We start from the raw sequence: 25,169 nt of genomic DNA, 5'->3' as shown, positions 1-25,169 counted from the left end.
CACGAACACCGCCGCACACCCCTGCACGCCGAGAAAGCGCTTCCTGCACGACCCACGCACGACGTACCAGAACGGAGAACTGTCATGGCCCAAGCCGCAGCCGTGGCGAAACCGCCCGCGCCACCCCGGCGGCGCCGTGCCTCCGCCACACCGCGCAGGCTCCCCTACCTGCTGATCGCACCGGCCGCCCTGCTGATGCTGGGCTTCATCGCCTACCCGGTGCTCAGCGTCTTCTACTACAGCCTGCAGGACTACAACCCCACCAAGCCCTGGCGGAACGGCTTCGCGGGCCTCGACAACTTCACCAGGATCTTCACCGAGGACCCGATCTTCTGGGACACCCTCGTCTTCAGCGCCAAGTGGGTCTTCGTCGAGGTCGGACTCCAACTGCTCTTCGGCCTGGCACTGGCCCTCATCGTCAACCAGACCTTCGTCGGCCGGGGCATCGGGCGCGCCCTGGTCTTCTCCCCCTGGGCCGTCTCCGGCGTGCTGACCTCCGCGATCTGGGTGCTGCTCTACAACTCCCAGACCGGCATCACCCGTTACCTCGCCGACCTGGGCATCGGCGACTACGGCACCAGCTGGCTCTCGGACACCTCGACCGTGTTCTCCGCGGCCGTCGTCGCGGACCTGTGGCGCGGCGTGCCCTTCTTCGCGATCCTCATCCTCGCCGACCTCCAGTCCGTCTCGAAGGACCTGTACGAGGCGGCCGAGGTCGACGGGGCGAGCCGCTTCAAGCAGTTCTGGCACATCACGCTGCCGCACCTGAAGGACGCCATCATCCTGTCCACGCTGCTGCGCGCGGTGTGGGAGTTCAACAACGTGGACCTGCTCTACACCCTGACCGGCGGCGGACCCGCGGGCGTCACCACGACCCTGCCCCTCTACATCGCCAACACCAGCGTCGACGCCCACGACTTCGGCTACGCGTCGGCCCTCACCACGGTCGCGTTCGTGATCCTGCTCTTCTGCTCGATCGTCTACCTGCGACTGAGCAAGTTCGGAGGCGAGAACAAGTGATCACCAAGGAGGCCACCGCGCCCGCCCCCGCGCCCGCGCGGGCCGACCACGAACCGCCGCGGCCGGCGAAGAAGCGCCGCCCGGCCTGGGACGAGGTCCCGCGCTGGCAGATCTACCTGCCGCTCGGCGTCTACCTCGTCTTCACCCTGGTCCCGTTCTACTGGATCCTGCTCTTCGCGCTCCGCCCGTCCGGCTCGACCTCGCTCGTGCCCTGGCCGATCACCTTCGACCACTTCGAGAAGGTCTGGACGGACCGCAGCTTCGGCACCTTCTTCCAGAACAGCGTGTACGTCGGTCTCGCGACGCTGGTGATGACCACCCTCGTCGCCCTGGCCGGCGGCTACGCCCTCGCCCGGTTCGACTTCAAGGTCAAGCGGGCCTTCATGCTGGCCCTGCTCTGCTCCCAGTTCGTGCCCGGCGCGCTGCTGCTGGTCCCGCTGTTCGAGATCTTCGCCGAACTCCAGATGATCAACTCACTCGGCAGCGTCATCATCGCCGAGACGGTCTTCCAGCTGCCGCTGTCGATGATCCTGATCAGCAACTTCATCAAGAACGTGCCGTACTCCCTGGAGGAGGCCGCCTGGGTCGACGGCTGCGGCCGGATGCGGGCCTTCCTGGTCGTCGTCCTGCCGCTGCTGCGGCCCGGCCTGATCGCCGTCGGCTCCTTCGCCTTCGTGCACTCCTGGAACCACTTCCTGTTCGCCCTGATGTTCCTCAACAACCAGGACAAGCAGACCATCCCGGTCGGCCTCAACACCCTGATGAGCGCGGACAGCGTCGACCTCGGAGCCCTCGCCGCCGGCGGCATCATCGCCGCCGTGCCCGTCGTCCTCGTCTTCGCCTTCATCCAGAAGTGGCTGATCACCGGCTTCAGCGCGGGGGCGGTGAAGGGATGAACCCGGTTTCCGTCGTCCTCGCCGGCGCCCGCGGCCACGGCCGCTGGCACGTCGCCAACATCCGCCGCCTGGAACGGGCGGGACTGGTCAGGCTGGCCGGCGTCTGCGAGCTGACCCCGCTGACCGAGGAAGAGGCCGGCGGCCAGGTCCCCGAGCAGTCCGCCGACTTCGGCGCCCTGCTCGACTCCACCGGCGCCCGGATCGCCGTGATCTGCACGCCGATCCCCACCCACACCGACCTCGCGCTGACCGCCGCCCGCAAAGGCGTGCACCTGCTGCTGGAGAAGCCCCCGGCGCCGTCGTACGCGGAGTTCCGGCGCATGGCCGACGGGGTCGCCGAGGCCGGCGTCGCCTGCCAGGTCGGGTTCCAGTCGCTGGGCTCGCACGCCGTGCCGGCGATCCGCGCGCTGCTCGCCGAGGGCGCGATCGGCGAGGTCGTCGGCATCGGCGGGGCCGGGGCGTGGGTGCGCGACGAGGCGTACTTCCGCCGGTCGCCCTGGGCGGGCCGGCGGCGGATGGACGGCGCCGACGTGATCGACGGCGCGCTCACCAATCCGCTCGCGCACGCCGTCGCCACCGCGCTCGCCCTCGGCGACAGTTCCCGCGCCGAGGACGTCACCGGCATCGAGACCGAGCTGTGCCACGCCAACGACATCGAGGCCGACGACACCTCCTGCGTACGGGTCGGCACCGCGCGCGGCCACCGCGTCACCGTCGCCGCGACCCTGTGCGCGGAGCGGGCGCACGAGCCGTACGTGCTGGTGCACGGCAGCGGAGGCCGCGTCACCTTCTGGTACAAGCAGGACCGCGTCCTGCTCCAGCGCGGCGGCCACGGCCCCGAGGAGTTCGAGTACGGCCGCACCGACCTGCTGGAGAACCTGGTCGACCACCTCACCACCGGCGCCGCCCTCCTGGTGCCGCCGGACGAGACGGGCGCCTTCATGCGGGTCGTGGAGGCGATCCGCCGGGCCCCCGACCCGGAGCCGCTGCCCGACGCCGCCTGGCGCCGCGTCCCCGGCGAGAACCGCCGGGTGGTCCCGGGCGTCGACGGACTCGTGGCCGCCGCCGCCGACACCCTCTCCCTCTACTCCGAGCTGGGTGCCCCCTGGGCGCCGCGCACCGAGCACCCGCTGAGCGAGGTGAGCACCCGATGACCGGCCACGACTCCCTGGTGCTGCGCGTGGCGGGCCGCCCCGTCGGCCGTTACGTCACCCGGCCCGAACTGCCCGCCCGGCTCTCCCCGCGCCCCTGCCTGCACCCCGTCACCACCCTGGCCGGCACGGCCGTGACCGAGTTCAGCCCCGCCGACCACCTCCATCACCTCGGCGTCGGTGTCGCCGTTCCCGACGTCGAGGGGCACAACTTCTGGGGCGGGCGCACCTACGTGCGCGACCGGGGACCGACCGAGCTCGACAACCACGGCGCCCAGCGGCACACCGGCTTCCAGCTCCGCGACCCCGACGGCTTCGTCGAGGAGCTGCGCTGGGTCGCGGCCGGCACCGAGCTGCTGCGCGAGCGCCGCACCGTCGCCGCCACCGGACTCACCGACGCCGCCTGGGCGCTGGACTTCACCTTCTCCCTCACCAACGTCACCCCGGACCCCCTCACCATCGGCAGCCCCGCCACCAACGGACGCCCCGGCGCGGCCTACGGCGGCTTCTTCTGGCGCGCCCGCAAGGGGAGCGAGGCACCCAGGGTCTTCACCGCCGACCGCGAGGGCGAGCGGGAGGTGCACGGCACTCGCGCCGACTGGCTCGCCCTGACCGGCGACACCTGGTCGCTGGTCTTCGCCGGGGCCACGGACCGGACCCGGCGCGACCCGTGGTTCGTGCGCACCGAGGAGTACCCGGGCGTCGGCTCGTCCCTGGCGTACGACGAACGGCCGGCGATCGCCCCCGGCGACACCCTCGTCCGCCGGATCGTCACCGTCGTCGCCGACGGCCGCCTCGGCCCCGACGACGCCGCGACCCTCGTACGAAAGGCGGTGAGCCCGTGACCCCCGAGACCGCGGACACGTACACCAACCCCGTCCTGAACGCCGACTGGTCCGACCCGGACGTCGTCCGCGTCGGCGACGACTTCTACCTGACCGCCTCCAGCTTCGGCCGCGTCCCCGGCCTGCCGCTCCTGCACTCCCGCGACCTGGTCAACTGGTCGCTGGTCGGGCACGCCCTGCCCCGCCTGGAACCGGCGGAGGCGTTCGCCGCGCCCCGCCACGACTGCGGCGTCTGGGCCCCGTCCCTGCGCCACCACGCGGGCCGCTTCTGGATCTTCTGGGGCGACCCCGACCACGGGATCTTCCAGGTCAACGCCCCCGAGATCCGCGGCCCGTGGACCGCGCCGCACCTGGTGAAGGCGGGCAAGGGCCTGATCGACGCCTGCCCGCTCTGGGACGAGGAGAGCGGGGAGGCCTACCTCGTGCACGCCTGGGCCCGCTCCCGCTCGGGCATCAAGAACCGCCTCACCGGCCACCGCATGCACCCCGACGGCACCGGCCTCCTCGACGAGGGCAAGGTGATCGTCGACGCCGACCGCATCCCCGGCTGGTTCACCCTGGAGGGCCCCAAGCTCTACCGGCACGACGGCTGGTTCTGGATCCTGGCGCCCGCCGGGGGAGTGGAGACCGGCTGGCAGGGCGCCTTCCGCTCCCGCGACTTCTTCGGACCGTACGAGGAGAGGGTCGTCCTGGAGCAGAAGGACACCGACGTCAACGGCCCCCACCAGGGCGGCTGGGTGCGCACGCCGTCCGGCGAGGACTGGTTCCTGCACTTCCAGCAGCGCGGCGCGTACGGCAGGGTGGTCCACCTCCAGCCGATGAGGTGGGGGACGGACGGCTGGCCGGTCCTGGGCGACGACGGCGCCCCGGTCGCCGAGCACGCGCGTCCCGCCCTGCCCCCGCAGCCGCCGGCCGCGCCCGCGACCGACGACGACTTCCCCGGCGGACGGTTCGGCCGCCAGTGGTCCTGGACGGCCAACCCCCGCGACGGCTGGGCCACCCAGCACTCCGGGGACGGGCTGCGCCTGGCCTGCGTCCGCTCGGCCGACGCGCACGACCTGCGCAGGCTGCCGAACGTGCTCACCCAGCGGCTGCCCGGCATCCCCTCCGTCGTCGAGGTCGACCTGCGCCTGGACAGCGAGGAGCCGGGCGCGCGGGCCGGGCTGGCGGTGCTCGGCGACGCCTACCGCTGGATCGGGCTCCAGCGGGGAGCGGACGGGACCGTGCACCTGGTGCACCGGTTCGCCGAGACGGTGGCCGAGACCGAGCGGGACGCGGACCACCCGCGCGTCGCACCCGGGGGGCAGGTACGGCTGCGGATCGAGACCGCGCCCGGCGCCCGCTGCCGGTTCTCCTACGACCTCGGCGACGGCCCCCGCCCCACCGGCCAGGTCTTCGCCGCCACCCCCTGGCGCTGGGTCGGCGCCCTGCTCGGCCTGTTCGCGCTCGCGCCCGCCGGCGAGGGACACGCCGGCGCCGCCACGTTCACCCGGTTCCGGAACGGACCCCGGTAACCACCGACCTCATCCGTACGCCTGTTGGGAGAGCCGCAATGACGCACCTCCGTAGCAAGCGCTTGCCGGGGACCGGCAGGGCGTTGGCCGCCGTACTCGGCCTGGTGGCCGCCCTGACCCTCGGGGCGGTCGGGGAGGCCCAGGCCGCCCCGGCCGAGGAGGCGGGAGCGCCGCCCCGCCACACCGACCGGGCCCACGGCTTCGCCTCCCTCGCCGGCGGCACCACGGGCGGTGCGGGCGGCCGGGTCGTCACCGTCACCGACCAGGCGGCGCTGGCGAAGTACGCGGCGGCGAAGGAGCCGTACGTCATCCGGGTGGCGGGCTCGATCACCGTGGCTCCCTTCGGCTCGGACATCGTGGTCGCCTCCGACAAGACGATCATCGGCGTCGGCGACACCGGCGAGATCGTCCACGGCGAACTGCACCTGAACCCCGGCACGCACAACGTGATCATCCGCAACCTGACCATCAGGGACAGCTACGTCGAGGGTGACTGGGACGGCAAGACCAGCGACTTCGACGCCATCCAGATGGACTCCGTCCACCACGTCTGGATCGACCACAACCGCCTCACGCACATGGGCGACGGCCTGCTCGACATCCGCAAGGACAGCGAGTACGTCACCGTCTCCTACAACCGGTTCGAGAACCACAACAAGGCCCTCGGCATCGGCTGGACGGACAACGTCCGCACCCAGATCACCATCGACCACAACTGGTTCACCGGCACCAAGCAGCGCAACCCGTCCGCCGACAACTGCGCCTACGCCCACCTGTACAACAACTACCTCTCCGCCCAGGTCGACGACGGCGACCCGCAGTGGACGTACGGGAACTGGGCGCGCGGCGCGACGCGGATGGTCATCGAGAACAGCTACTACGACGGTGTCCAGCACCCCTACCAGGCGGACGCCGGCGCGGAACTGGTGCAGCGCGGATCGATCCTGAAGGGCACGACCGGCCGGCACGACGCGTGGGGCGACGCCTTCGAGCCGGACGACTTCTACGACTACCGGCTCGACCCGGCGGCCGCCGTCCCGGCACTGGTCAAGCGCTTCTCCGGGCCGCAGAAGCAACTCGGCGCCCGCTGAAGCCAGTACGGAACCACCCACGGAACCACCCTCTGCACCACCCACTGCACCACCCACTGCACCACCCACTGCACCACCCATTGACCCCCCCCACGTGTTCAGCCCGTTCACCGCTCCGTTCCACCGCTTGTTGGATCCAGAAGAAGAGAGCCGACCAATGAAGATCAGCAATCGCAGCAGCAGAAGCACAGGCAGGCGCCGGACCTCCGCCGCCGTCGCCCTGGGGGCCGTGCTCGCGCTGACCGCCACCGCCTGCGGTGACGACGGCAGCGGAGCGGGCGGCGACAAGGGCGCCGAAGGCAGCGGCACGGGCAAGATCGTCTTCTGGGACAACAACGGCGGTATCCGTACGGCCGTCTGGAAGGAGATCATCGCCGACTTCGAGAAGGCGAACCCGGAGATCGACGTCGAGTACGTCGGGATCGCCGCCACCGAGTACCAGTCGAAGGTCGACACCGCCATCCAGGGCGGCGGCCTGCCGGACGTCGGCGGTGTCGGCGCGGCGATGCTGGCCGGCTTCTCGGCCCAGGGCGCCCTGGAGCCGCTGGACGACCGGCTCACCAAGTCCTCCCTGAGCGGCAAGCTCAACAAGGACATGGTCGAGTCCCTGAAGGCGGCCGGCGGTGGCGACGGCACCCTGTACTCGGTGCCGACCTCCGCCAACAACGGCGTCCTGTACTACCGCACCGACCTGTTCGACAAGGCGGGGCTGGACGCGCCGACGACGTGGGACAAGTTCTACGAAGCCGCCGAGAAGCTGACGAACAGGGGCAAGAACGAGTTCGGCTACACCATCCGCGGCGGGTCGGGATCGATCGCGCAGGCGCTCGACGCCATGTACGGGCAGTCCGGCATCACCTCGTTCTGGAGCGAGGACAAGAAGACGACGACCGTCAACGACCCGAAGAACGTCGAGGCGCTGGAGAAGTACGCGGCCCTCTACAAGAAGGTCACGCCCGCGGCGGACGTCAACAACGACTTCGCCAAGATGGTCGCCCAGTACGACTCGGGAACCATCGGCATGCTCAACCACAACCTCGGCTCCTACCAGGACCACGTGAAGGCGCTCGGCGTCGACAAGTTCCGCGGCATCCCGCAGCCGGTCGGCGCCACCGGCAAGCGGGTCCAGGTGTCCAACCCGGTCGACGGGCTCGGCATCTTCAAGAGCTCCAAGAACAAGGAGGCCGCCTGGAAGTTCATCGAGTTCGCCACGTCGCACGAGCAGAACTCGAAGTTCAACGAGTCGGCCGGGCAGGTGCCGTCGAACACGGAGGCCGCCAAGGACGCGTGGATCCAGAAGGCCGAGCCGACGAAGCTGGCGGCGGAGGCGCTGAACGACGGGTCCACGACCATCGTCCAGCTGCCGTACTACCTGCCGGACTGGAACACGCTGTCCAAGTCGGAGAGCGAGGCGGGGTTCCAGAAGGTGCTGCTCGGTGAGATGAGCGCGAAGGACTTCCTGGACGGGCTGGCCGAGAAGCTGAACGAGGCGCAGACCGAGTGGACGGAGCAGATGGGCTAGTCGGCTGCGAATCCCGCCGTGGGACGGCCCGTGGTCTGCGGGCTGCGGGCCGTCCTCGGCAGGTCGCCCGGTTCCCCGCCCCTCCGGGGGCTGTCCATCCCCTCCCGAAAGGCACAGATGTGTCACTGAGCCGAAGACAAGTCACTGCGGCCGCCGTCTCCGCCGTCCCTCTGGCGCTCGCCGCCACCGGCACCGCCCGAGCCGGCGGGCGCCGCTCCCGCACCCTCTTCATCGCCGGTGATTCCACCGCCGCGCAGAAGTACGCCGACGCCGCGCCCGAGACCGGGTGGGGCATGGCGCTGCCCTTCTTCCTCCGCAAGGACCTCCAGGTCGCCAACCACGCCGTGAACGGGCGGAGTTCCAAGAGCTTCGTCGACGAGGGGCGGCTGGACGTCGTCCTCGACGCGATCCGGCCCGGCGACTTCCTGCTCGTCCAGTTCGCGCACAACGACGAGAAGGAGGCGGACCCCACCCGCTACACCGAGCCCTGGACGACGTACCAGGACCATCTGCGGCTGTACGCCGAGGGCGCGCGGGCCCGCGGGGCGCGGCCGGTGCTGGCCACGCCCGTCGAGCGGCGGCGGTTCGACGCGGCGGGCGACGCGCGGCCCAGCCACGGGGAGTACCCGGCGGCGATGCGGGCGCTCGCCCGGGAGGAGGGCGTGGCGCTGCTCGACGTACAGGCGCTGTCGCTCGCGCTGTGGCAGCGGCTCGGTGCCGAGGGCACCAAGGCGTACTTCAACTGGACCGCCACCGAGCAGGACAACACCCACTTCAACCCGCCCGGCGCGATCGCGGTCGCCCGGCTCGTCGCGCGGGAACTGCTGCGCACGCGGGTGCTGGCGCACCGGGACGTGCGGCGGCTGGACGAGGAGATCCCCGAGTCCTGGATCGAGTGGCCCGCGCCGGCCACCGCGTAGCACCCCGACACTTCCGGAAAAGGAGAGCCGCACCATGAGCACATCGAGATGGCATGGGCATGCCACCAAGAGAACCGCCGCGCTCGTCGGCTGCACCGCCCTCGTACTGAGCCTGACCGCCGCCACCGCGCAGGCCCGCCCCGGCCACCACCACCCCCGCGACACCGCCCGGCAGACCCTGCCGGCCGGCGACGGCTGGGCCTCCCACGGCACCGGCACCACCGGCGGGGCGGACGCCGTCAAGGAGCGCGTGTTCACCGTCTCCACCTGGGACGACTTCAAGGCCGCCCTCGCGGTGGAGGGCACCGCGCCGAGGATCGTCAAGGTGCGGGGCACGATCGACGCCGTCTCCCAGGGCTGCGAGGCCTTCGCCGTGCCCGGCTACGACTTCGACGCGTACCTGGAGAAGTACTCCCCGGAGAGCTGGGGCACCGAGACCGACCTGAGCGACGAGCCCGACGACAGCCCCGAGGGCCTGCGCCGCGCCTCCGCCGCACAGCAGGACGAGGCGATCAAGGCGAACGTCCCCGCCAACACCACCATCATCGGCGTCGGCCGGAACGCCGGGCTCAAGGGCGCAAGCCTCCAGATCAAGGGCGTGGACAACGTCATCGTCCGCAACCTGACCTTCGAGAGCCCCGTCGACTGCTTCCCGCAGTGGGACCCCACCGACGGCGACAAGGGCAACTGGAACTCCGAGTACGACAGCGCCGTCGTGCACGGCTCCACCCACGTGTGGCTGGACCACAACACCTTCACCGACGGCGAGCACCCCGACAGCGAGGCGCCCGCCTACTTCGGCATGCTGTACCAGCAGCACGACGGCCAGCTCGACATCGTCAAGGGCGCCGACTACGTCACCGCCTCCTGGAACGTCTTCACCGAGCACGACAAGACGATCCTGATCGGCAACAGCGACAGCGAGTCGACGGCCGTCGTCGACCGCGGCCACCTGAAGACGACCTTCCACCACAACCTCTTCAAGGACCTCGTCGAGCGCGCGCCCCGGGTGCGGTTCGGCCAGGTCGACGTCTACAACAACCACTTCGTGGCCGGCGAGGACTACGCCTACAGCTTCGGCGTCGGCAAGGAGTCCCAGCTCGTCGCCGAGCACAACGCCTTCACCCTGCCGGACGGCGTCAGCCCCGCGAAGGTGCTCAAGAAGTGGAGCGAGGCGCCGGTCACCGCCGCGCACAACCGGGTCAACGGCCGCGCGGTCGACCTGATCGCCGTGCACAACGCCGAGATCCCGGACGAGACCCTCCAGTCGGGCGCGGGCTGGACGCCCACCCTGCGCACCAAGGTCCTCCCCGCCCGGGCCGTCCCCGGCGTCGTCGACCACGGCGCGGGCGCCGGCCGCCTGCGCTGACGCCCGTCCACGAACCGGGCCGGGGCGCCCGCACCGCCCCGGCCCTCCCTCCCGGACCCCGAAGGAGAGCACCCGCATGCACCGACCCGCCCTGTCCCGCAGAGGTTTCCTCCTGACCACCGCCGGCGCGGGCGCCGCCCTCGGCCTCGCGGCCGGCCCCGCCACCGCCGGCACCCGTCCCCGCCCCCGCCCGTTCGGCCGGTACGGCTCACCCGCCGACCGCCGCACCCCGAAGACCCTGTACGTCGACCCCCACGGCCGCGGCGACTTCACGTCCGTCCAGGCCGCTGTGACCGCCGCCGAGGGCAGCGGCTGGACGCTGGTCCTCGCGCCCGGCACCTACCGCGAGACGGTGTCCGTGGACGCCGACCGCACCGACGCGACCTGGATCGGCGCCTCCCAGGACCCGCGCGACGTCGTCATCGTGTACGACAACGCGGCCGGCACCCCCAAACCGGACGGCTCCGGCACCTACGGCACCAGTGGGTCGGCCACCACCACCGTGCGGGCCGACGGCTTCACCGCCCACCGGATCACCTTCGCCAACGACTGGCTGCGCGCCGACCACCCCGGCTGGACCGGCACCCAGGCCGTCGCCATCAAGGTCCAGGGCGACCGCAGCGCCTTCCACCACTGCCGGTTCCTCGGCCACCAGGACACCCTCTACGCCGACACCCGCGACCTCGGCCACTTCGCCCGCCAGTACTACGCGCACTGCTACGTCGAGGGCGACGTCGACTTCGTCTTCGGCCGGGCCACCGCCGTGTACGAGGACTGCCACTTCCGCACCCTGGTCCGCACCGACCTGTCCGGTGCCCCCTACGGCTTCGTCTTCGCGCCGTCCACCGCGGGCGCCAACCCGCGCGGCTACCTGGTGACGCGCGGCCGGGTCAGCAGCGAGGCCCCCGACGGCTACTACAAGCTGGCCCGCCCCTGGGTGCCCAGCTCCGACACCACCGCCCGCCCCATGCTCACCGTGCGCGAGAGCCACCTCGGCGCGGGCATCGACGCCGTCGCGCCGTACGCCGACATGAGGGACGCTCACCCGTGGCAGGACCAGCGCTTCCGGGAGTACCGCAACACCGGCCCCGGCGCGGCGGTCACCGTGCCGGAGAACCGGCCGCAGCTCACCCGCGCCGAGGCCGCCGCGCACACCCGGGAGGCGTACCTCGGCGACTGGCGGCCGTATGCCCGCCGCCGGTGACCCGCCCGACGCCCTGCCCGGCTTCCACCCGGCGCTCAAGGACGAGCTGACCTTCCCGCTCGCCTGGGGCACCTCGCCGGTCCGGGACTTCGAGGCGTGGCGGCGCACCGCCCGCGCCACCGTGGAGGCACATCTCCTCGTCGACCGGCAGGACGACACCCCGTACGCCCCGCAGTTCACCGCCCGCTCGGACGGCGACGGGTACACGCGGGAGCTGGTCACCCTCTCCCTCACCCGCTACGGACGGGTCCGCGGCGCCCTGCTCACCCCGCACGGCACCGGGCCCTTCCCGGCCGTGCTGCTCCTGCACGACCACGGCTCCCGCTTCGACATCGGCAAGGAGAAACTGGTCCGGCCCTGGTACGACGACACCCGGCTCGCCGCCGCCGTCGACTGGGCGGACCGGCACTTCGACGGGCGCTTCCCCGGCGACGAACTGGCCCGGCGCGGCTACGTGGTGTTCTGCGCCGACGCGCTGGGCTGGGGCGACCGCGAACCGCTCACCTACGAGCGGCAGCAGGCCCTCGCGAGCAACCTCTTCCACCTCGGCAGTTCGCTGGCCGGGCTGCTGGCCCGCGAGGACCAGCGCGCCGCCGGCTTCCTGGCCGGTCTCGACCGCGTGGACGCCCGCCGGGTCGCGGCGGCGGGCTTCTCCATGGGCGGCTACCGCGCCTGGCAGACCGCCGCCCTCAGCGACGACGTCGCCGCCGCGGTGAGCGTGTGCTGGATGACCGGCCTGAAGGGGATGCTGGTGCCCGGCAACAACACCCTGCGCGGACAGTCCGCCTTCCACATGCTGCACCCCGGGCTCGCCCGCCACCTCGACCTGCCCGACGTGGCGAGCATCGCCGCACCCAAGCCGATGCTGTTCCTCGGCGGTGAACAGGACCCGCTGTTCACCGCCGAGGGCGTCCGCACCGCCTACGCCCGGCTGCGCGCCGTCTGGCACTCCCGCGGCGCCGCCGACCGGCTGCGCACGGAGACCCGGCCGGACATGGGGCACGCCTTCCCTCGGCGCGTGCAGGACGAGGTCTTCGCCTGGCTGGAGTCGGTCACCGCCGCACCGGACTGACCGACCCGAGGGTCGGCACCACCGGCTCGATCGAGCCGTCCGCCGCGAAGCGCAGCCGGTCGATCGTGGTCTCCCGGTGCGTGCCGTCCCCGCCGGGCCTGCCCGGGCCGTTCAGGGCGAACCGGTGGTAGACGATGTACCAGTCGTCGGTGCCGGGGGCGTTGACCACGGAGTGGTGGCCGGTGCCGAGGATGCCGTACTCCGGGCGCTTGGACAGGATCGTGCCCCGCTTCGTCCACGGGCCGAGCGGGCTCGGGCCGGTCGCGTAGGCCACGTGGTAGTTCTCGCTGCGGGTGTCGTCCTCGGACCACATGAAGTAGTAGGTCCCGTCGCGCTTCACCACGAACGAGCCCTCACGGAAGTTCTCCGGGGTGATGTCCTTCATCCGCGACGCGTCGAACGACACCATGCCGTCGTCGAGCGGGGCGACGTAGCCGTGCCCGTTGCCCCAGTACAGGTACGAGGTGCCGTCGTCGTCCGTGAAGACGGCCGGGTCGATCATCTGGCCTTCGAACCGCCCCTTCGGGACCAGCGGTTCGCCGAGCGCGTCCTCGAAGGGGCCGGCCGGGGAGTCGGCCACCGCGACGCCGATCTGCTGCTCCGCGCTGAAGTAGAAGTAGTACTTCCCGTCGCGCTCTGCGATCGCCGGCGCCCAGGCGTTCTTGTCGGCCCAGCTCACGTCCGGCCCCAGGTCGAGGACGACGCCGTGGTCCTTCCAGTGGACCAGGTCCTTGGAGGAGAACGCCTTGAACCGCGTGCCGCTCCAGCCGGGGAAGCCGTCCGTCGTCGGGTAGATCCAGTACCGGCCGTCCATGTACCGCACGTCCGGGTCCGCGTAGAGGCCGGGCAGGACCGGGCTGCGGGTGGGCACCGCCTCCACCGTCCAGGTGCGCTTCGTGCCGTCGGCGGCCGTCACCGTGTACGTCTGCGGCGTGCGGAAGTCGCGGCGCGTGCCCGACCTCGGGCTGAGCGTCGCCTCCTCGCCGACCCACAGCTTCGGGGCGAGGTCGCGCAGGTTCGTGCGCGGCTCCATCGGCAGGACGACCTTGCCGGTCTCCTCGCTGACGACCGCGTACCCCTTCTGCCCGCGTGCCGTGGCGTCCACGATCGAGGCGGGGCTCGCGGGGTAGGCGGCCAGCAGCCGGTCGTACTCCGCCTGCGTCACCGGGATCACCGTGCCGTGCCGGGGACTGGCGGGCAACTGGTAGTCGGTCGACGGCGTCCACTCGCCGGAGTCGAGGTCGGTGGTCTCGAAGGGGAGGTAGCCCCGGCCGCCGTACTCGTCGACGAACAGGTACCACTTCTCCTCGGTGTTGGACTTGAAGACCGTCGGCCCCTCGCCGCGCTCCATCGCGCCCCGGCCGATGCAGTCGGAGACGAAGTCGTACGAGGTGTCGGTCAGCGAAGCCGACTTCTCGCCGGTGATGAACTTCGAGCACGGCGAGCCGGAGGACGGGTCGCGCTCGTCCTTGGTGTAGCGGTAGTACGTGCCCTCGTGCTCGACGACCGTGGAGTCGATGACCGAGTAGCCCGGGTCGTTCCAGACCTTCGGCTCGCTGAAGGTGCGGAAGTCCTTCGTGGTCGCGTACAGCATCTTGTTGTACGTCGAGCCGGTGTGGTCCGGGTCGTCGTCGGCGTAGAGCTTCGACGCCCAGAAGACCACGTACGCGTCGAGCTCGTCGTCCCAGTAGGCCTCGGGCGCCCAGGTGTTGCCCGCGTTGTCCGGGGCGACCTTCACCAGGCGCTGGTCGGTCCAGTGGACCAGGTCGGTGGACTCCCACACCATGATCGACTTGCTGCCGTGCCGCTGGACCTCGTCCCAGCTGCCGCTGCTGTTGCGGTACATGCGCAGGTCGGTGGCGATCATGTAGAACCTGTCGCCCTCGGGGGAGCGGATCACGAACGGGTCGCGCAGACCCTGCTCGCCGATCGTGGACGTCAGGACCGGTTTGCCCGCGTTGAGTTCGCGCCAGTGCAGGGCGTCGTCGCCCCGGCTGAGGGCGTAGCGGATCTGTTCGCCGTCGGCGGTGCCCTCGCCGGTGAAGTAGGCGAAGAGGTATCCGGCGTACGGGGACTTCGGCACGGGCGGTGCTCCCGGGTGTGCGGTGCCCGGCGGGGCGGCGAGCAGGGCGAGGAGGAGGGCGAGGAAGGGGACCAGGAGCGTGCGACGGGCGGTGGGACGGCGCATGACACTTCCTGTGGGAGTCTGGGGGATTCTGTTGGGTGGCGTGCTCTCGGAGTGTCACCAGCGGGGAGTGAGGCGTCAACGGGACGGCAGAGCCCGAAAGTTTCGGTTCCGCACAGGGGAACGCCCCCGCCGGTCGTCACCGGGCGGGGGCGTTCGAAGGGCCGGCCGAGTGGGGGCTCGGGCGGCGCGCACCGGCCCGGGGGGCGGGCCGGTGGTCCTGAAGGCTCGGACGGGCTACCGGTAGATCGGGCTACTTGTAGGTGATGTCCGAAGCGGTGAAGTCGCAGGTCTTGCCGTACGGGCCGACCGGGGAGAGCTTCTTCGGCTCCTTGCCGCTGCTGTTGCCCGCGTAGCGGGCGCAGGTCTCGATCTTCTTCTTGCCGTCACCGTGGATGCGGACGTTGCGCAGGGCCGCCGTGTCGCCGTAGTTCTGGTTGACGCCGACGATCGACTTGCCGGGCGCGGTGATGTCCACGTCGTTGATGATGACGGTGCGCTTGTACTGCTTCTTGCAGTTGCCGCAGGAGCGCACCAGCTTGCCGAAGTTCTCGACCTGGAACTTCGAGACGACGAGCTTGCCCGCGCCGTTGAACTGGAGCACCTTGTCGTCGGCGTTCTTCGCGCCGCCGCCCTGCACCGTGTAGACCGCGGAGGCCGAGGTGCCCTTGAAGCTGGCGGCGTCCTCGCCGACGTCCAGCCACCACACGTTCTGCAGCGTGCAGGAGCCCTTGCAGTGGACGCCGTCGGCGGCCGGGGTGCCGATGATGACGTTCTTCAGCGTGGCGCCGTCCGCCAGCTCGAAGACCGGGTCCTGGCCCTCGTCCTGGCCGTCGCCGCCCAGTTCGCCGGTGCCGTAGAACTTCTTCATCCCGCCGTCGTAGGTCCCCTTGACCGGGATCGTCGACGAGACGGGCTTGCTGCCGGTGTCCTCGGGCCAGGACGACGCGGCACCCGCGGTGGACAGCATCGTCGTGGTGACGATCGCGGCCCCGGTGAGGCCGAAGGCAGCGGTCCCGGCGATCACCGCCCGGCGCTTGGTGACCCGGCGGCGGTGGCGGACGCGCTGTTCAGCTCGTGCAGTCATGCCCATTTCCTTGCGTGGGGAGAGGAACTTTGCGCTTCCTGGTCGCCACCGGTGGAGAAAGGGTTGCCGTGACTTCAGATCTTTTTCACGACCGCCGTCAGGGCCGCCGTCACGAACCGCCGTCGCGGGGTGCGAAGTCGCCCCCCACCGAGAGCTTCCCGGACCCGGCGGTCGCCGTCGCGGTGTAGCGGTCGCCGTGCGCGTCCCGGCCGCCGCTCTCGTGGTCGTACTGGCCGGCGAACATCCACTCGCCCGCCGGTACCGTGCGGCCCTCCTTCAGCGTCCACCGGTACACCAGGAAGCCGTCCCGCTCGTCGACGGTGAAGGTGAAGTCCTCCTCGGGCAGCGAGCGCCAGGCGCCGGTCGAGGCGACCCCGCCGGTCTGCGCCACCCGCAGTTCGACGGTGAGCGCGGTGAGGGGCTCACCGGTCTTGAGGGTGACGTTGCTCTGCGCCCAGAAGTCGTTGCTGTGCGGGTCCACCGAACCGTCGGACCAGAGCGGGCCGTCCTCCACGGAGGTCGCGGGCGGAGGGGCGGTCCCGGTCGCCGTCGAGGTCGCGGCCGGCGGCCGGGTGGACGCGGGGGCGTCCGGGGCCTTCGACCCGGGCGCGGTGGCGCTCGGGGTCGGGTCGGCCGGAGGGACCGGCGCCCGGCTCGTCGTGTCCCGCGGCGACGGTGTGGGGGTCGGCGAGGTGGCCACCGAACGCTGCGGGGGAGCGTCGTCCTTGACCGCGGACGCGACCGCGTACCCGCCGACCGCGAGGACCCCCGCCACCGCGGCCGTCGCCCCGGCCACCCGCGCCCAGCCGAACACGGGCGGACGCGTCGCCCGGTGCTGGTGCGGGCGCTCCTCGCCCGCCATGCCGCGCTCCACCCGGGCCAGGATGCGCGCCCGGTCGGGCTGGTGCGCACCGGCAGCCTCGTGCAGCCGGACCCGCAGCTCCTCGTCCACGTCCCGCCGGCCGGTCATCGGTTCCTTCCCGCGGCCTCGCCACTGCGCGCGACCGCCGCGTGCACCTGTCGCACGGCCGTCTGCGTGCCGAGCAACCGCTGCAGTTCGGCCATTCCCTTCGACGTCTGGCTCTTCACCGTACCCACCGAGACGCCCAGGGCGAGCGCCGTGTCCTTCTCCGACAGGTCGAACGCGTGCCGCAGCACCACGCACGCCCGCTTGCGGAACGGCAGTCGGCGCAGCGCCTCCTGCACGTCCACCACGCCCGCGACGTCCGGGTTCTCCGTCCGCTCCTCGCGCTGCGACCAGAACAGGGCGATCCGTCTGCGCTCGCGCACGGCGGTGCGGATGCGGGTGCGGGCGAGGTTGGCGACGACCCCGCGCGCGTAGGCCGCCGGACGGTCGGCCGCGCGGACCCGGTCCCAGCGGTGCCACAGGGCCAGCAGGGCGTCCGCCGCGAGGTCGTCGGCGGCGTCCGGCTCGCCCGTCAGCAGGTGGGCCAGCCGCGCGAGTTCCGCGTAGTGGCGCTCGAAGAAGGCGTGGAACTCCACGGAGGCGGCGTCGTCGACGACTGTCCCCACGGGCGGACTCTCCTCGCAGCGGCTTCCCCGGCGTCGAACAGCCGTGCGCCGGGCCGGAATCCGGAACTGTAGCAGCGTTCGACGCACCACCTGTACGGTGCGTCGAACGCTGTGTGAAGAGCCGAACCGGCCGAAGTGTCCCGCTCGTTGGACTAACCCTTGAGCGCCGCCTCCATCATCGCCTTGGCGACCGGGGCCGCCAGGCCGTTGCCGCTGACCTCGGAGCGGGCCGCGTCGGACTGCTCGATGATGACGGCCACCGCGACCTCCCGGTCCGACGAGTCGGACTCGGCGTACGAGGTGAACCAGGCGTACGGGGTCTTGCTGTTGTTCTCGCCGTGCTGGGCCGTGCCCGTCTTGCCGCCCACGGTCGCGCCGGGGATCTGCGCGTTCGAACCGGTGCCGTCCTCGACGACGGTCCGCATCGCCGACTGGAGCTGCTCGGCCGTGGTGGAGGAGACGATCCGCTTCGAGTCGGGGTCGGTGTGGTCCTCCAGGACGTCGCCGCCGCTGTCCGTGATCTGCGACACCATGTGCGGCGAGACCAGCTCACCGCCGTTGGCCAGCGCCGCCGACACCATGGCCATCTGGAGCGGGGTCGCCGTCACGTCGAACTGGCCGATGCCCGTCAGGGCCGTCGACGACTCGTTCATGTCCTTCGGGTACCCGCTCGTGTACGCCCGCACCGGCACGTCCTGCGTCTCGTCGTTGAACCCGAACTTCTCGGCCATCGCCCGCAGCTTGTCCTGGCCGAGGTCGACGGCCATCTTCGCGAAGACGTTGTTGCACGAGTACTGGAGCGCGGTGCGGATCGTGGCGTTCTCGCAGGGGGCGTTCGGGTTCTCGTTGGTCAGGTCGGTCACGGTGCCCGGCAGCGTGTACGGGTCCGGGCTGTCGGTCTTCTCGTCCACCGACCCGTACAGCCCGTCCTCCAGCGCGGCGGCCGCCACGACCAGCTTGAACGTGGAGCCCGGCGGCAGCGGCTGGCGCAGCGCGCGGTTGGTCAGCGGCTTGTCCGGGTCGCTGGTCAGCTGCTCCCACGCCTCACCGGCGGTGTTGGCGTCGGTCAGCGACGTCGGGTCGTACGACGGGGTCGACACGACCGCCAGGATCTCGCCGGTCCTCGGGTCGATCGCGACGGCGGCGCCCTTGGTCTCGCCCAGCGCCTCGAACCCGGCCTTCTGCACGTCCGGGTCGATCGTCGTGACCACGTTGCCCGGCTCGGCCCGCGTGCCGGTGATCGTGTCCATCACCGTCTTCAGCCGCGGGTCGGTGCCGTTGAGGACGTCCTGGTAGATGCCCTCCAGCTGCGTCGGCGCGTACGCCTGCGAGGCGTAGCCCGTCACCGCCGCGTACAGCTTGCCGTTCTCGTACGTCCGCTTGTACGCCAGGTCACCCCCTTCCGTGGGCGCCGAGCCGGTGACCGACCGGCCGGCCACGATGATGTTGCCCAGCGGCTCCGCGTACGTCTCGATCGCGTTGCGCCGGTTGTTCTTGTCGTCCGCGAGCGCCTGGCCTTCGTAGAACTGCACCCAGGTCGCCCTGACCAGCAGAGCGAACACCAGGAGCAGCGTGAAGACCGATGCGCGCCTGATCGTCTTGTTCATCCCGCTTGCAGGACGAGCGGGCCGGAGCGAATCGTTCCCCCGCGCCCGTTTTCTCATCCTCCGTTCATGTAACCGGCCTCGTAGGCGCGGATGACCGCCTGGGTGCGGTCGCGGCTGCCGGTCTTCGCCAGCACCGACGCCACATGGGTCTTCACCGTGGCCGGCCCCACCCGCATGTGCCGGGCGATCTCGGCGTTGGTCAGCCCGGTCGCCATCAGGCGCAGTACCTCGCCCTCGCGGCCGGTCAGCCGCGCCGCCCAGGGCGGCGGGGCGGGGTTCGCGCGCGCGTGCTCGGCCGCCAGCTCGCGTACCGCCGACGGGAACAGCAGCGTGTCGCTGTGCGCGACCAGCCGTACGGCCTGGACGAGCGTGTCCGCGTCGGCGCGCTTGAGCAGGAAACCGGCGGCCCCGGCACGCAGGGCGTCGTAGACGTAGGAGTCGTTCTCGAAGGTGGTGACGACCACGACGCGGGGTGGTTCGGCGAGCGTGGCGAGGATCTGCTCGGTGGCACGGATGCCGTCGGTCCCGGGCATGCGGACGTCCATCAGGACCACGTCCGGCAGGGTCTCCCGTACGACGGAGACGGCCTCGGCGCCGGTGGCGGCCTCGCCCGCGACCTCCAGGTCCGGCTCGGCGGAGAGGATGGCGCGCAGGGCGGTGCGCACCATGCGCTCGTCGTCGGCGAGGACGATCCGGATCGGCGGGCGGGTCACGCGGTCTCCTTCGGCTTCGGGGGCTCTTCTCGGACTCGGGTGGTGGTCATGGGGCCCGGCTGTCTGCGGTGGCCGGTCATGGGGGTGCCCCCGGCTTCCTGCCGTGGTCACGGGGCCGCTCCCTGCCTCCGGCGGTGGTGCCACGGGCCCGGCCCCGGTCTGCGGCGGTGGGTCACGCGCCCCTCCCGAGCGGCAGCCGTACGTGCAGCCGCCACGTCCGCCCGACGGGGCCCGCCTCCGCCGTGCCGCCCAGCAGCCGGGCCCGGTCGGCGACGCCGCGCAGGCCGTGGCCGCCGCCGGGACGCGGGGCGGCGCCGGAGCGGGCGGCCTCGCCCGCTTCCGCGATCGGGTTCTCGACGGTGATCCGCAGATGACCGTCCCGTACGTCGACGCGCAGCGTCACGGTGACCCGTCCGCCCGCGTGCCGCAGCGCGTTGCTCAGCCCTTCCTGCACGATGCGGTACGCCTCCCGGGACACCGGCCCGGGCAGCGCCCGGGGGTCGGCGGTGACGGTGGCCGACACCCGCAGTCCGCCCGCGCGGGTGCGGTCCAGCAGGCCGTCGAGGTCGGCGGCGAGCGTGGGGGCGGGGGCGGTGCCGGGCGCGTCCCCGTCGCGCAGGACGCCCAGGATGGCGTCGAGTTCGCCCACCGTGCGCCGCGTGGTGTCCTCGATCGCGGCGAGGGCCTCGCGGACGAACTCCGGGTCGCAATCCAGGAGCCGGCGGGCCGCGCTCGCCTGGAGGGTGACCGCGCTCAGGGCGTGGCCCACGGAGTCGTGCAGTTCGCGCGCGAGCCGGTTGCGGACGGCGAGGTCGGCGGCGCGCGCCTCGGCCGCCGCCACCCGGTCCTCGGCCGACGGTCCGAGCAGGGCGGGCGCCCAGCGCGCCAGCAGCGCTCCGCACCCGGCGGCGCACCCGGCGAGCGCGACCAGCAGCGCCCCACCCGCGACCGGCGCCAGCGCGAGCGCCCAGGCGTGGTCGAGGACGCCGGGCAGCCCCGCCCCGTCGTCGCGCAGCGCCGGCACGAAGGGCAGCACGATCAGCGCCGCCGCGAAGGGCGGCACCGCGAGCGACATCCCCGCGACGATCCCGCCGACGCCCAGGTGCAGCGTGAACCAGGCAGCCGTGCGCCCCTTCTCGCCCTTCGTCCGGGCCGGCCCGTACGCCAGCAGGTCGGCCTCGACGCCGCACAGCGACCGCACGACACCGGACTCCAGCGGGCGGGTGAGCGGGAACAGCGAGGTGACGGCGGCCAGGGGCAACCCGACGGCGAACGAGGCGAGTTGCAGCGTGAGGGACCCGAAGACGTTGTCCACGCCGGTGATCGGGCCGACGACGACCGAGCCGACGAGGACGTACGGCATGGCGAGCGCGCCGCCGAGGATCAGATGGATCCACCGCAGGCGCGCCCGCCGGCCGAACAGGAACCGGGCGACGGCGCTCACGGCCGGGTACGGGCCGTGGCCGACCGCCGGGCGAGGAAGTGGGCGCCGACTGAGGCGAGAAGGAGACCGGCGGTCATCTGGCCAGCGTAGGTGACCGCCAGCAGCTGTGTCGGGCGGTCGGCGGGATCGTCGGACGGCAGCAGCGCGGCGAGCAGCATCCAGCCGCCCCAGCAGGCGACTGCGCCGGAGCAGACCCAGGCCGAGGCGAGGGGTACGGTGACCGGCAGGACGCGGGCGCGGTGGAAGGCGAGCAGCAGGGTGCCGGTGACGGCCGCCACGAGGAAGCCGGCGTGCATGCCCTCCAGCACCTGAAGGTCGGCGGTGCGGTCGGCGTCCTTCAGCCCGGCGGTGCCGCCGCACACCCAGTACAGCCGGACGGCGAGCGGGAACGCGGCGAGGACCGCCCCGGCGAGGGCGACGGCCCGGTACGGCCTCGCGACGACGCCGACCGGCAGCTCCCGCACCCGCCCGCGCCACAGGCGTCCCCAGCGGTCACGGGCGTAGAGCGCGAAGAGCGCCCCGAGGGCCAGGCCCTGAACGATGAACCCGGTGTACACGACCCCGAACACCCACGGGTCGAGGAAGAGTTCGCGCCCCGGGCCGGGCTCCGTGGCGGTGTCACCGCCGAGCGCCCGCGTCAGGAGCTGCAGCGGGAACCCCGCCATGATCGGCGCGAGCAGCCCGCCGGCGACCCACACCGGGAACGCCAGCGCCCAGGCGGGCACGCGCAGGCCCCACGGCCGGGTCAGGATCAGGGCCAGCACGATCACACAGCTGTCCAGCAGCAGGGTGACCCCGTTGGCCGCGATCATGGTGGCACGATGGTCCAGCAGGGCGCTGCCCTCCGGGATCCCGGCCCGACTCCCGGCGATCCAGGCGACCTTGAGACCGAGGTACGGCAGGCAGGCGAGGACGGCGACCGCGCGCAGCGACCTGCGGGTTCGGGTGGTGCCGACCGGTGCGGCGGCCGGGGCGGGGACGAGAGTCGGTGTCATGCCTCCACGCTGCCGCGCGGACACCCTCAAAGGCGTCCTGCGCACCGACGATCCGTCTCCGCCGCGCGGCGGAGGGGATCAGCCCGCGAGGTGGAGCACGACCTCGTCGATCACCTCGCCCCGGGCCGGGGCGAACCCCCGCGCGTGGGCGCTCATCTCGAAGCCGCACTTCTCCAGGACGCGCAGCGACCCCGTGTTGTCCGCCGCCGCACGCGCGTACAGCGGGCGGTCGGTCACCTCCGAGAGCAGCGCCCGCAGCGCCGCAGTGGCCGCGCCCTTGCCCCAGTACGCCCGGTCGACCCAGTACGTCACCTCGCGCTCGCCCGGATCCCCGTACACCGCCGCGCTGCCGATGACGTCACCGTCGCCGAGGATGGTGCGCACGACGTCGCGCGACGTCCGTATCGTGTGCCAGTGCGTCGTGAACGCGTCCCAGTCGGCGGGCTCCGGCGGGGTGAAGGCAGCCATGCGCAGGGCCTCCGGGTCGTTCATCTGCCGGAAGAAGACGGGCAGATCGCTGTCGTGGACCTCGCGCAGTGCGATGTGCATGGATCAGAGCCTACGCGTGGCCAGCGTCAGCCGGTCCCGCGCGTCGAACAGCGCGTCCTTCACCATCTGCTCGTGCGCGGGCGTCAGCCGCGCCACCGGCACCGAGCAGCTGATCGCGTCCCGCGCGGGGGTGCGGTAGGGCACCGCCACGCCGAAGCAGCGCAGGCCCAGCGTGTTCTCCTCGCGGTCCACGGCGAAACCCTGCTCCCGCACCTGGTGCAGCTCCTCGATGAGCTTCTCCCGGTCGGTGATGGTGTGCTCGGTCAGCGCGGGCAGCGTCTCCGGCAGCAGCTTGCGGACCTGTTCGTCGCTGTACGTGCTCAGCAGCGCCTTGCCCAGCGAGGTCGAGTGGGCGGGCAGCCGGCGGCCGACCCGGGTGAAGGGCCGCAGGTAGTGCTGCGACTGGCGGGTGGCCAGGTACACGACGTTGGTGCCGTCCAGGCGCGCCAGGTGGATGGTCTCCGTGGTGTCGTCGGAGAGCCGGTCCAGCGTCGGCCGCGCCGCCGCGACCACCTCGTCGCCGTCGATGTACGACGTGCCGACCAGCAGCGCCCGCACCCCGATGCCGTACCGCGTGCCGGTCGCGTCGGTCTCCACCCAGCCCAGCTCGACCAGCGTGCGCAGCAGCATGTAGAGGCTGGACTTGGGATAGCCGACGGCCTCCTGGACCGACGCGAGGGAGTGCATACCGGGTCGTCCGGCGAAGTACTCGAGCAGTTCAACCGTCCGCACGGCGGACTTGACCTGCGCTCCGCCCCCCGTCTCGCCAGCCGACATCGCCCTTGACCCCTTCGTTCGACGGGAAATAGTCTCCAACAGCATATTCATCATGAGAGACGGCGTTCAGTATATCGAACGAGCTTGATGTCGAGCACGTTCGGTGCCGAGCACGTTCCGATGCAGAGCACGTGGAGGGACCGCGGTGGCAGCAGCACCAGTCTGGAGTGTCGACCCCCGTACCGGGAAGCAGCGTGAACAGGTCGCGGTGGAAGCCACGGCCCAGGAGGTGGACGCCGCCGTACGCGCCGCGGACGCCGCCCGGGACGCGCTGGCCGACCGCACCGTCCGCGCGGCCTTCCTGCGCACCGCCGCCGACGAGCTGAAGGCCGCCGAGAGCACCCTGGTCGAGGTGGCCGACGCGGAGACCGCGCTCGGCCCGGTCCGGCTCACCGGCGAACTCGCCCGCACCTGCTACCAGCTGCGCGCCTTCGCCGACATCGTCGACGAGGGCGAGTTCCTCGGCGTCGTCGTCAACCACCCCGACGACACCGCGACCCCGCCCGTCCCCGACCTGCGCCGCTACAAGGTGCCGCTCGGCGTCGTAGCCGTCTACTCGGCCTCCAACTTCCCCTTCGCCTTCTCCGTCCCCGGCGGCGACACCGCCAGCGCCCTCGCGGCAGGCTGCCCGGTCGTGGTCAAGGCCCACCCGGACCACCCGGGCCTGTCCGAGCTGGTCGCCAAGGTGCTGCGCCGGGCCGCCGCCCGGCACGACATCCCCGAGGGGGTCGTCGGCCTCGTGCACGGTTTCGAGGCGGGCGTCGAACTGGTCAAGCACCCGCTGATCGCCGCGGCGGGCTTCACGGGGTCCGTCCGGGGCGGGCGCGCGCTGTTCGACGCGGCGGCGGCACGGCCGGTCCCGATCCCCTTCCACGGCGAGCTGGGTTCGCTGAACCCGGTCGTGGTCACGGAGGCGGCGGCCACCGAGCGGGCGGAGGCGATCGGCGCCGGGCTGGCCGGTTCGATGACGCTGGGCGTCGGGCAGTTCTGCGTGAAGCCCGGCCTGGTCCTGGTGCCTGCGGGCGCAGCCGGTGACGGCCTGGTCAAGTCCCTCACCGACGCGGTCAGCGACACGGACGCCGGGGTGCTGCTCGACCACCGCATGCGGGACAACTTCGTCGCCGGGGTCGCCGAGCGCGCGGCCCTGCCCGACGTGGAGTCCCCGGTGACGCCGGGACCGGGCGGCGAGCACACCGTCAGCGCCGGGTTCCTGACCGTGCCGGCCGCGCGGCTGGCGACGGAGGGCGAGCACGACCTGCTGCTGGAGGAGTGCTTCGGGCCGGTCACCGTGGTGGCCCGCTACGAGGACGAGGCCGAGGTGCGGGGGGTGCTGTCGCGGCTGCCGGGGAACCTCACGGCGACGGTGCAGCTCTCCGCCGAGGAGGCGGCGGGGGAGGGCGCCGGGGCGGCTCTCCTCGCCGCGGTGACGCCGCTCGCGGGGCGGGTGCTGGTCAACGGCTGGCCCACGGGGGTCGCCGTGGCGGCGGCCCAGCATCACGGGGGGCCGTACCCGGCCACGACGTCGACGTCCACGTCGGTGGGCGGTACGGCGATCGAGCGGTGGCTGCGGCCGGTCGCGTACCAGGGGGTGCCCGAGGCCTTGCTGCCGGCTGAGCTGCGGGACGGGAACCCGCTGGGGTTGCCTCGGCGGTTCAACGGGGTGCTCGAGCGGTAG

At 72.2% G+C, this 25,169-nt stretch carries 21 protein-coding genes and 1 pseudogene; 12 read left to right on the top strand and 10 right to left on the bottom strand.

What is annotated here, in order from left to right:
• The first annotated feature begins 84 nt into the window (after nucleotides 1-84).
• From ACLIN4_RS08395 to ACLIN4_RS08345, 11 genes and pseudogenes are all read left to right on the top strand, one after another.
• Nucleotides 85-1,020, top strand: a complete 936-nt coding sequence (locus tag ACLIN4_RS08395) for a carbohydrate ABC transporter permease (protein ID WP_019329285.1) — start codon at nucleotides 85-87, stop codon at nucleotides 1,018-1,020.
• Complete coding sequence (locus ACLIN4_RS08390) at nucleotides 1,017-1,916, top strand: carbohydrate ABC transporter permease (protein ID WP_107477782.1); 900 nt, start codon at nucleotides 1,017-1,019, stop codon at nucleotides 1,914-1,916. The genes ACLIN4_RS08395 and ACLIN4_RS08390 overlap by 4 nt, the downstream gene beginning before the upstream one ends.
• Entirely contained in the window at nucleotides 1,913-3,070 is a 1,158-nt protein-coding gene (locus ACLIN4_RS08385; RefSeq protein WP_107477783.1) for a Gfo/Idh/MocA family protein, read from the top strand. Before ACLIN4_RS08390 ends, ACLIN4_RS08385 begins: the two co-directional genes overlap by 4 nt.
• Nucleotides 3,067-3,912, top strand: coding sequence for a PmoA family protein (locus ACLIN4_RS08380; protein ID WP_107477784.1), 846 nt, complete (start codon nucleotides 3,067-3,069; stop codon nucleotides 3,910-3,912). The genes ACLIN4_RS08385 and ACLIN4_RS08380 overlap by 4 nt, the downstream gene beginning before the upstream one ends.
• Nucleotides 3,909-5,426: a glycoside hydrolase 43 family protein gene (locus tag ACLIN4_RS08375; protein WP_411575631.1), complete on the top strand. Its 1,518-nt coding sequence runs from the start codon at nucleotides 3,909-3,911 to the stop codon at nucleotides 5,424-5,426. Before ACLIN4_RS08380 ends, ACLIN4_RS08375 begins: the two co-directional genes overlap by 4 nt.
• Before the next feature lie 38 nt (nucleotides 5,427-5,464).
• A pseudogene (locus ACLIN4_RS08370) lies at nucleotides 5,465-6,508 on the top strand (polysaccharide lyase family 1 protein); the annotation flags it as partial.
• 166 nt (nucleotides 6,509-6,674) lie between these two features.
• Complete coding sequence (locus ACLIN4_RS08365) at nucleotides 6,675-8,039, top strand: ABC transporter substrate-binding protein (RefSeq protein WP_107477787.1); 1,365 nt, start codon at nucleotides 6,675-6,677, stop codon at nucleotides 8,037-8,039.
• Between the two features lie 119 nt (nucleotides 8,040-8,158).
• Nucleotides 8,159-8,959 (top strand): rhamnogalacturonan acetylesterase, encoded by an 801-nt coding sequence (locus ACLIN4_RS08360; protein WP_411575630.1) that lies wholly within the window; start codon nucleotides 8,159-8,161, stop codon nucleotides 8,957-8,959.
• A gap of 34 nt (nucleotides 8,960-8,993) precedes the next feature.
• On the top strand, nucleotides 8,994-10,328 hold the full coding sequence (locus ACLIN4_RS08355; RefSeq protein ID WP_411575629.1) for a pectate lyase family protein: 1,335 nt from the start codon (nucleotides 8,994-8,996) through the stop codon (nucleotides 10,326-10,328).
• Between the two features lie 76 nt (nucleotides 10,329-10,404).
• Nucleotides 10,405-11,532: a pectinesterase family protein gene (locus tag ACLIN4_RS08350; RefSeq protein ID WP_382087085.1), complete on the top strand. Its 1,128-nt coding sequence runs from the start codon at nucleotides 10,405-10,407 to the stop codon at nucleotides 11,530-11,532.
• On the top strand, nucleotides 11,516-12,604 hold the full coding sequence (locus tag ACLIN4_RS08345) for a dienelactone hydrolase family protein (RefSeq protein WP_107477791.1): 1,089 nt from the start codon (nucleotides 11,516-11,518) through the stop codon (nucleotides 12,602-12,604). The genes ACLIN4_RS08350 and ACLIN4_RS08345 overlap by 17 nt, the downstream gene beginning before the upstream one ends.
• Here ACLIN4_RS08345 and ACLIN4_RS08340 read toward each other — a convergent pair.
• The 10 genes from ACLIN4_RS08340 to ACLIN4_RS08295 all read right to left on the bottom strand — a co-directional run bounded on the left by ACLIN4_RS08340 (nucleotide 12,585) and on the right by ACLIN4_RS08295 (nucleotide 23,494).
• Nucleotides 12,585-14,792, bottom strand: coding sequence for a family 43 glycosylhydrolase (locus ACLIN4_RS08340; RefSeq protein ID WP_411575628.1), 2,208 nt, complete (start codon nucleotides 14,790-14,792; stop codon nucleotides 12,585-12,587). The genes ACLIN4_RS08345 and ACLIN4_RS08340 overlap by 20 nt on opposite strands.
• A 250-nt stretch (nucleotides 14,793-15,042) precedes the next feature.
• The gene (locus ACLIN4_RS08335) at nucleotides 15,043-15,876 is read right to left on the bottom strand and encodes a pectate lyase (RefSeq protein WP_411575627.1); all 834 of its coding nucleotides are present in this window, start codon (nucleotides 15,874-15,876) and stop codon (nucleotides 15,043-15,045) included.
• 109 nt (nucleotides 15,877-15,985) lie between these two features.
• Nucleotides 15,986-16,846 (bottom strand): hypothetical protein, encoded by an 861-nt coding sequence (locus ACLIN4_RS08330; RefSeq protein ID WP_411575626.1) that lies wholly within the window; start codon nucleotides 16,844-16,846, stop codon nucleotides 15,986-15,988.
• Nucleotides 16,843-17,409, bottom strand: coding sequence for a SigE family RNA polymerase sigma factor (locus ACLIN4_RS08325; protein WP_411575625.1), 567 nt, complete (start codon nucleotides 17,407-17,409; stop codon nucleotides 16,843-16,845). Before ACLIN4_RS08325 ends, ACLIN4_RS08330 begins: the two co-directional genes overlap by 4 nt.
• A gap of 152 nt (nucleotides 17,410-17,561) precedes the next feature.
• The gene (locus ACLIN4_RS08320; protein ID WP_307653000.1) at nucleotides 17,562-19,016 is read right to left on the bottom strand and encodes a peptidoglycan D,D-transpeptidase FtsI family protein; all 1,455 of its coding nucleotides are present in this window, start codon (nucleotides 19,014-19,016) and stop codon (nucleotides 17,562-17,564) included.
• Nucleotides 19,017-19,069: 53 nt separating this feature from the next.
• A complete protein-coding gene (locus tag ACLIN4_RS08315) occupies nucleotides 19,070-19,729 on the bottom strand; it encodes a response regulator transcription factor (RefSeq protein ID WP_100048878.1) in 660 nt (219 codons plus the stop codon).
• Nucleotides 19,730-19,901: 172 nt separating this feature from the next.
• Complete coding sequence (locus tag ACLIN4_RS08310; RefSeq protein ID WP_411575624.1) at nucleotides 19,902-21,173, bottom strand: sensor histidine kinase; 1,272 nt, start codon at nucleotides 21,171-21,173, stop codon at nucleotides 19,902-19,904.
• Nucleotides 21,170-22,168: a hypothetical protein gene (locus ACLIN4_RS08305; RefSeq protein ID WP_411575623.1), complete on the bottom strand. Its 999-nt coding sequence runs from the start codon at nucleotides 22,166-22,168 to the stop codon at nucleotides 21,170-21,172. Before ACLIN4_RS08305 ends, ACLIN4_RS08310 begins: the two co-directional genes overlap by 4 nt.
• Nucleotides 22,169-22,246: 78 nt before the next feature.
• A complete protein-coding gene (locus ACLIN4_RS08300) occupies nucleotides 22,247-22,717 on the bottom strand; it encodes a GNAT family N-acetyltransferase (RefSeq protein ID WP_289909745.1) in 471 nt (156 codons plus the stop codon).
• A 3-nt stretch (nucleotides 22,718-22,720) separates the two neighbouring features.
• On the bottom strand, nucleotides 22,721-23,494 hold the full coding sequence (locus ACLIN4_RS08295; RefSeq protein WP_100048875.1) for an IclR family transcriptional regulator: 774 nt from the start codon (nucleotides 23,492-23,494) through the stop codon (nucleotides 22,721-22,723).
• A 145-nt stretch (nucleotides 23,495-23,639) separates the two neighbouring features.
• Between ACLIN4_RS08295 and ACLIN4_RS08290 the strand changes: the two genes are divergently transcribed.
• Nucleotides 23,640-25,169 (top strand): aldehyde dehydrogenase (NADP(+)), encoded by a 1,530-nt coding sequence (locus ACLIN4_RS08290; protein WP_107480085.1) that lies wholly within the window; start codon nucleotides 23,640-23,642, stop codon nucleotides 25,167-25,169.

It is taken from the genome of Streptomyces mutabilis, from assembly GCF_046628145.1.
Taxonomy (GTDB): Bacteria; Actinomycetota; Actinomycetes; order Streptomycetales; family Streptomycetaceae; genus Streptomyces; species Streptomyces mutabilis.
This window is presented reverse-complemented; position numbering and strand designations above follow the sequence as displayed.

Excerpts from the sequence above, each read along its gene's own strand:
- ACLIN4_RS08395 (WP_019329285.1), top strand. The coding sequence starts at position 85 with ATGGCCCAAGCCGCAGCCGTGGCGAAACCGCCCGCGCCACCCCGGCGG.
- ACLIN4_RS08385 (WP_107477783.1), top strand. The coding sequence starts at position 1,913 with ATGAACCCGGTTTCCGTCGTCCTCGCCGGCGCCCGCGGCCACGGCCGC.
- ACLIN4_RS08380 (WP_107477784.1), top strand. The coding sequence starts at position 3,067 with ATGACCGGCCACGACTCCCTGGTGCTGCGCGTGGCGGGCCGCCCCGTC.
- ACLIN4_RS08365 (WP_107477787.1), top strand. The coding sequence starts at position 6,675 with ATGAAGATCAGCAATCGCAGCAGCAGAAGCACAGGCAGGCGCCGGACC.
- ACLIN4_RS08355 (WP_411575629.1), top strand. The coding sequence starts at position 8,994 with ATGAGCACATCGAGATGGCATGGGCATGCCACCAAGAGAACCGCCGCG.
- ACLIN4_RS08350 (WP_382087085.1), top strand. The coding sequence starts at position 10,405 with ATGCACCGACCCGCCCTGTCCCGCAGAGGTTTCCTCCTGACCACCGCC.
- ACLIN4_RS08345 (WP_107477791.1), top strand. The coding sequence starts at position 11,516 with ATGCCCGCCGCCGGTGACCCGCCCGACGCCCTGCCCGGCTTCCACCCG.
- ACLIN4_RS08340 (WP_411575628.1), bottom strand. The coding sequence starts at position 14,792 with ATGCGCCGTCCCACCGCCCGTCGCACGCTCCTGGTCCCCTTCCTCGCC.
- ACLIN4_RS08335 (WP_411575627.1), bottom strand. The coding sequence starts at position 15,876 with ATGACTGCACGAGCTGAACAGCGCGTCCGCCACCGCCGCCGGGTCACC.
- ACLIN4_RS08330 (WP_411575626.1), bottom strand. The coding sequence starts at position 16,846 with ATGACCGGCCGGCGGGACGTGGACGAGGAGCTGCGGGTCCGGCTGCAC.
- ACLIN4_RS08320 (WP_307653000.1), bottom strand. The coding sequence starts at position 19,016 with ATGAACAAGACGATCAGGCGCGCATCGGTCTTCACGCTGCTCCTGGTG.
- ACLIN4_RS08305 (WP_411575623.1), bottom strand. The coding sequence starts at position 22,168 with ATGACACCGACTCTCGTCCCCGCCCCGGCCGCCGCACCGGTCGGCACC.
- ACLIN4_RS08300 (WP_289909745.1), bottom strand. The coding sequence starts at position 22,717 with ATGCACATCGCACTGCGCGAGGTCCACGACAGCGATCTGCCCGTCTTC.
- ACLIN4_RS08295 (WP_100048875.1), bottom strand. The coding sequence starts at position 23,494 with ATGTCGGCTGGCGAGACGGGGGGCGGAGCGCAGGTCAAGTCCGCCGTG.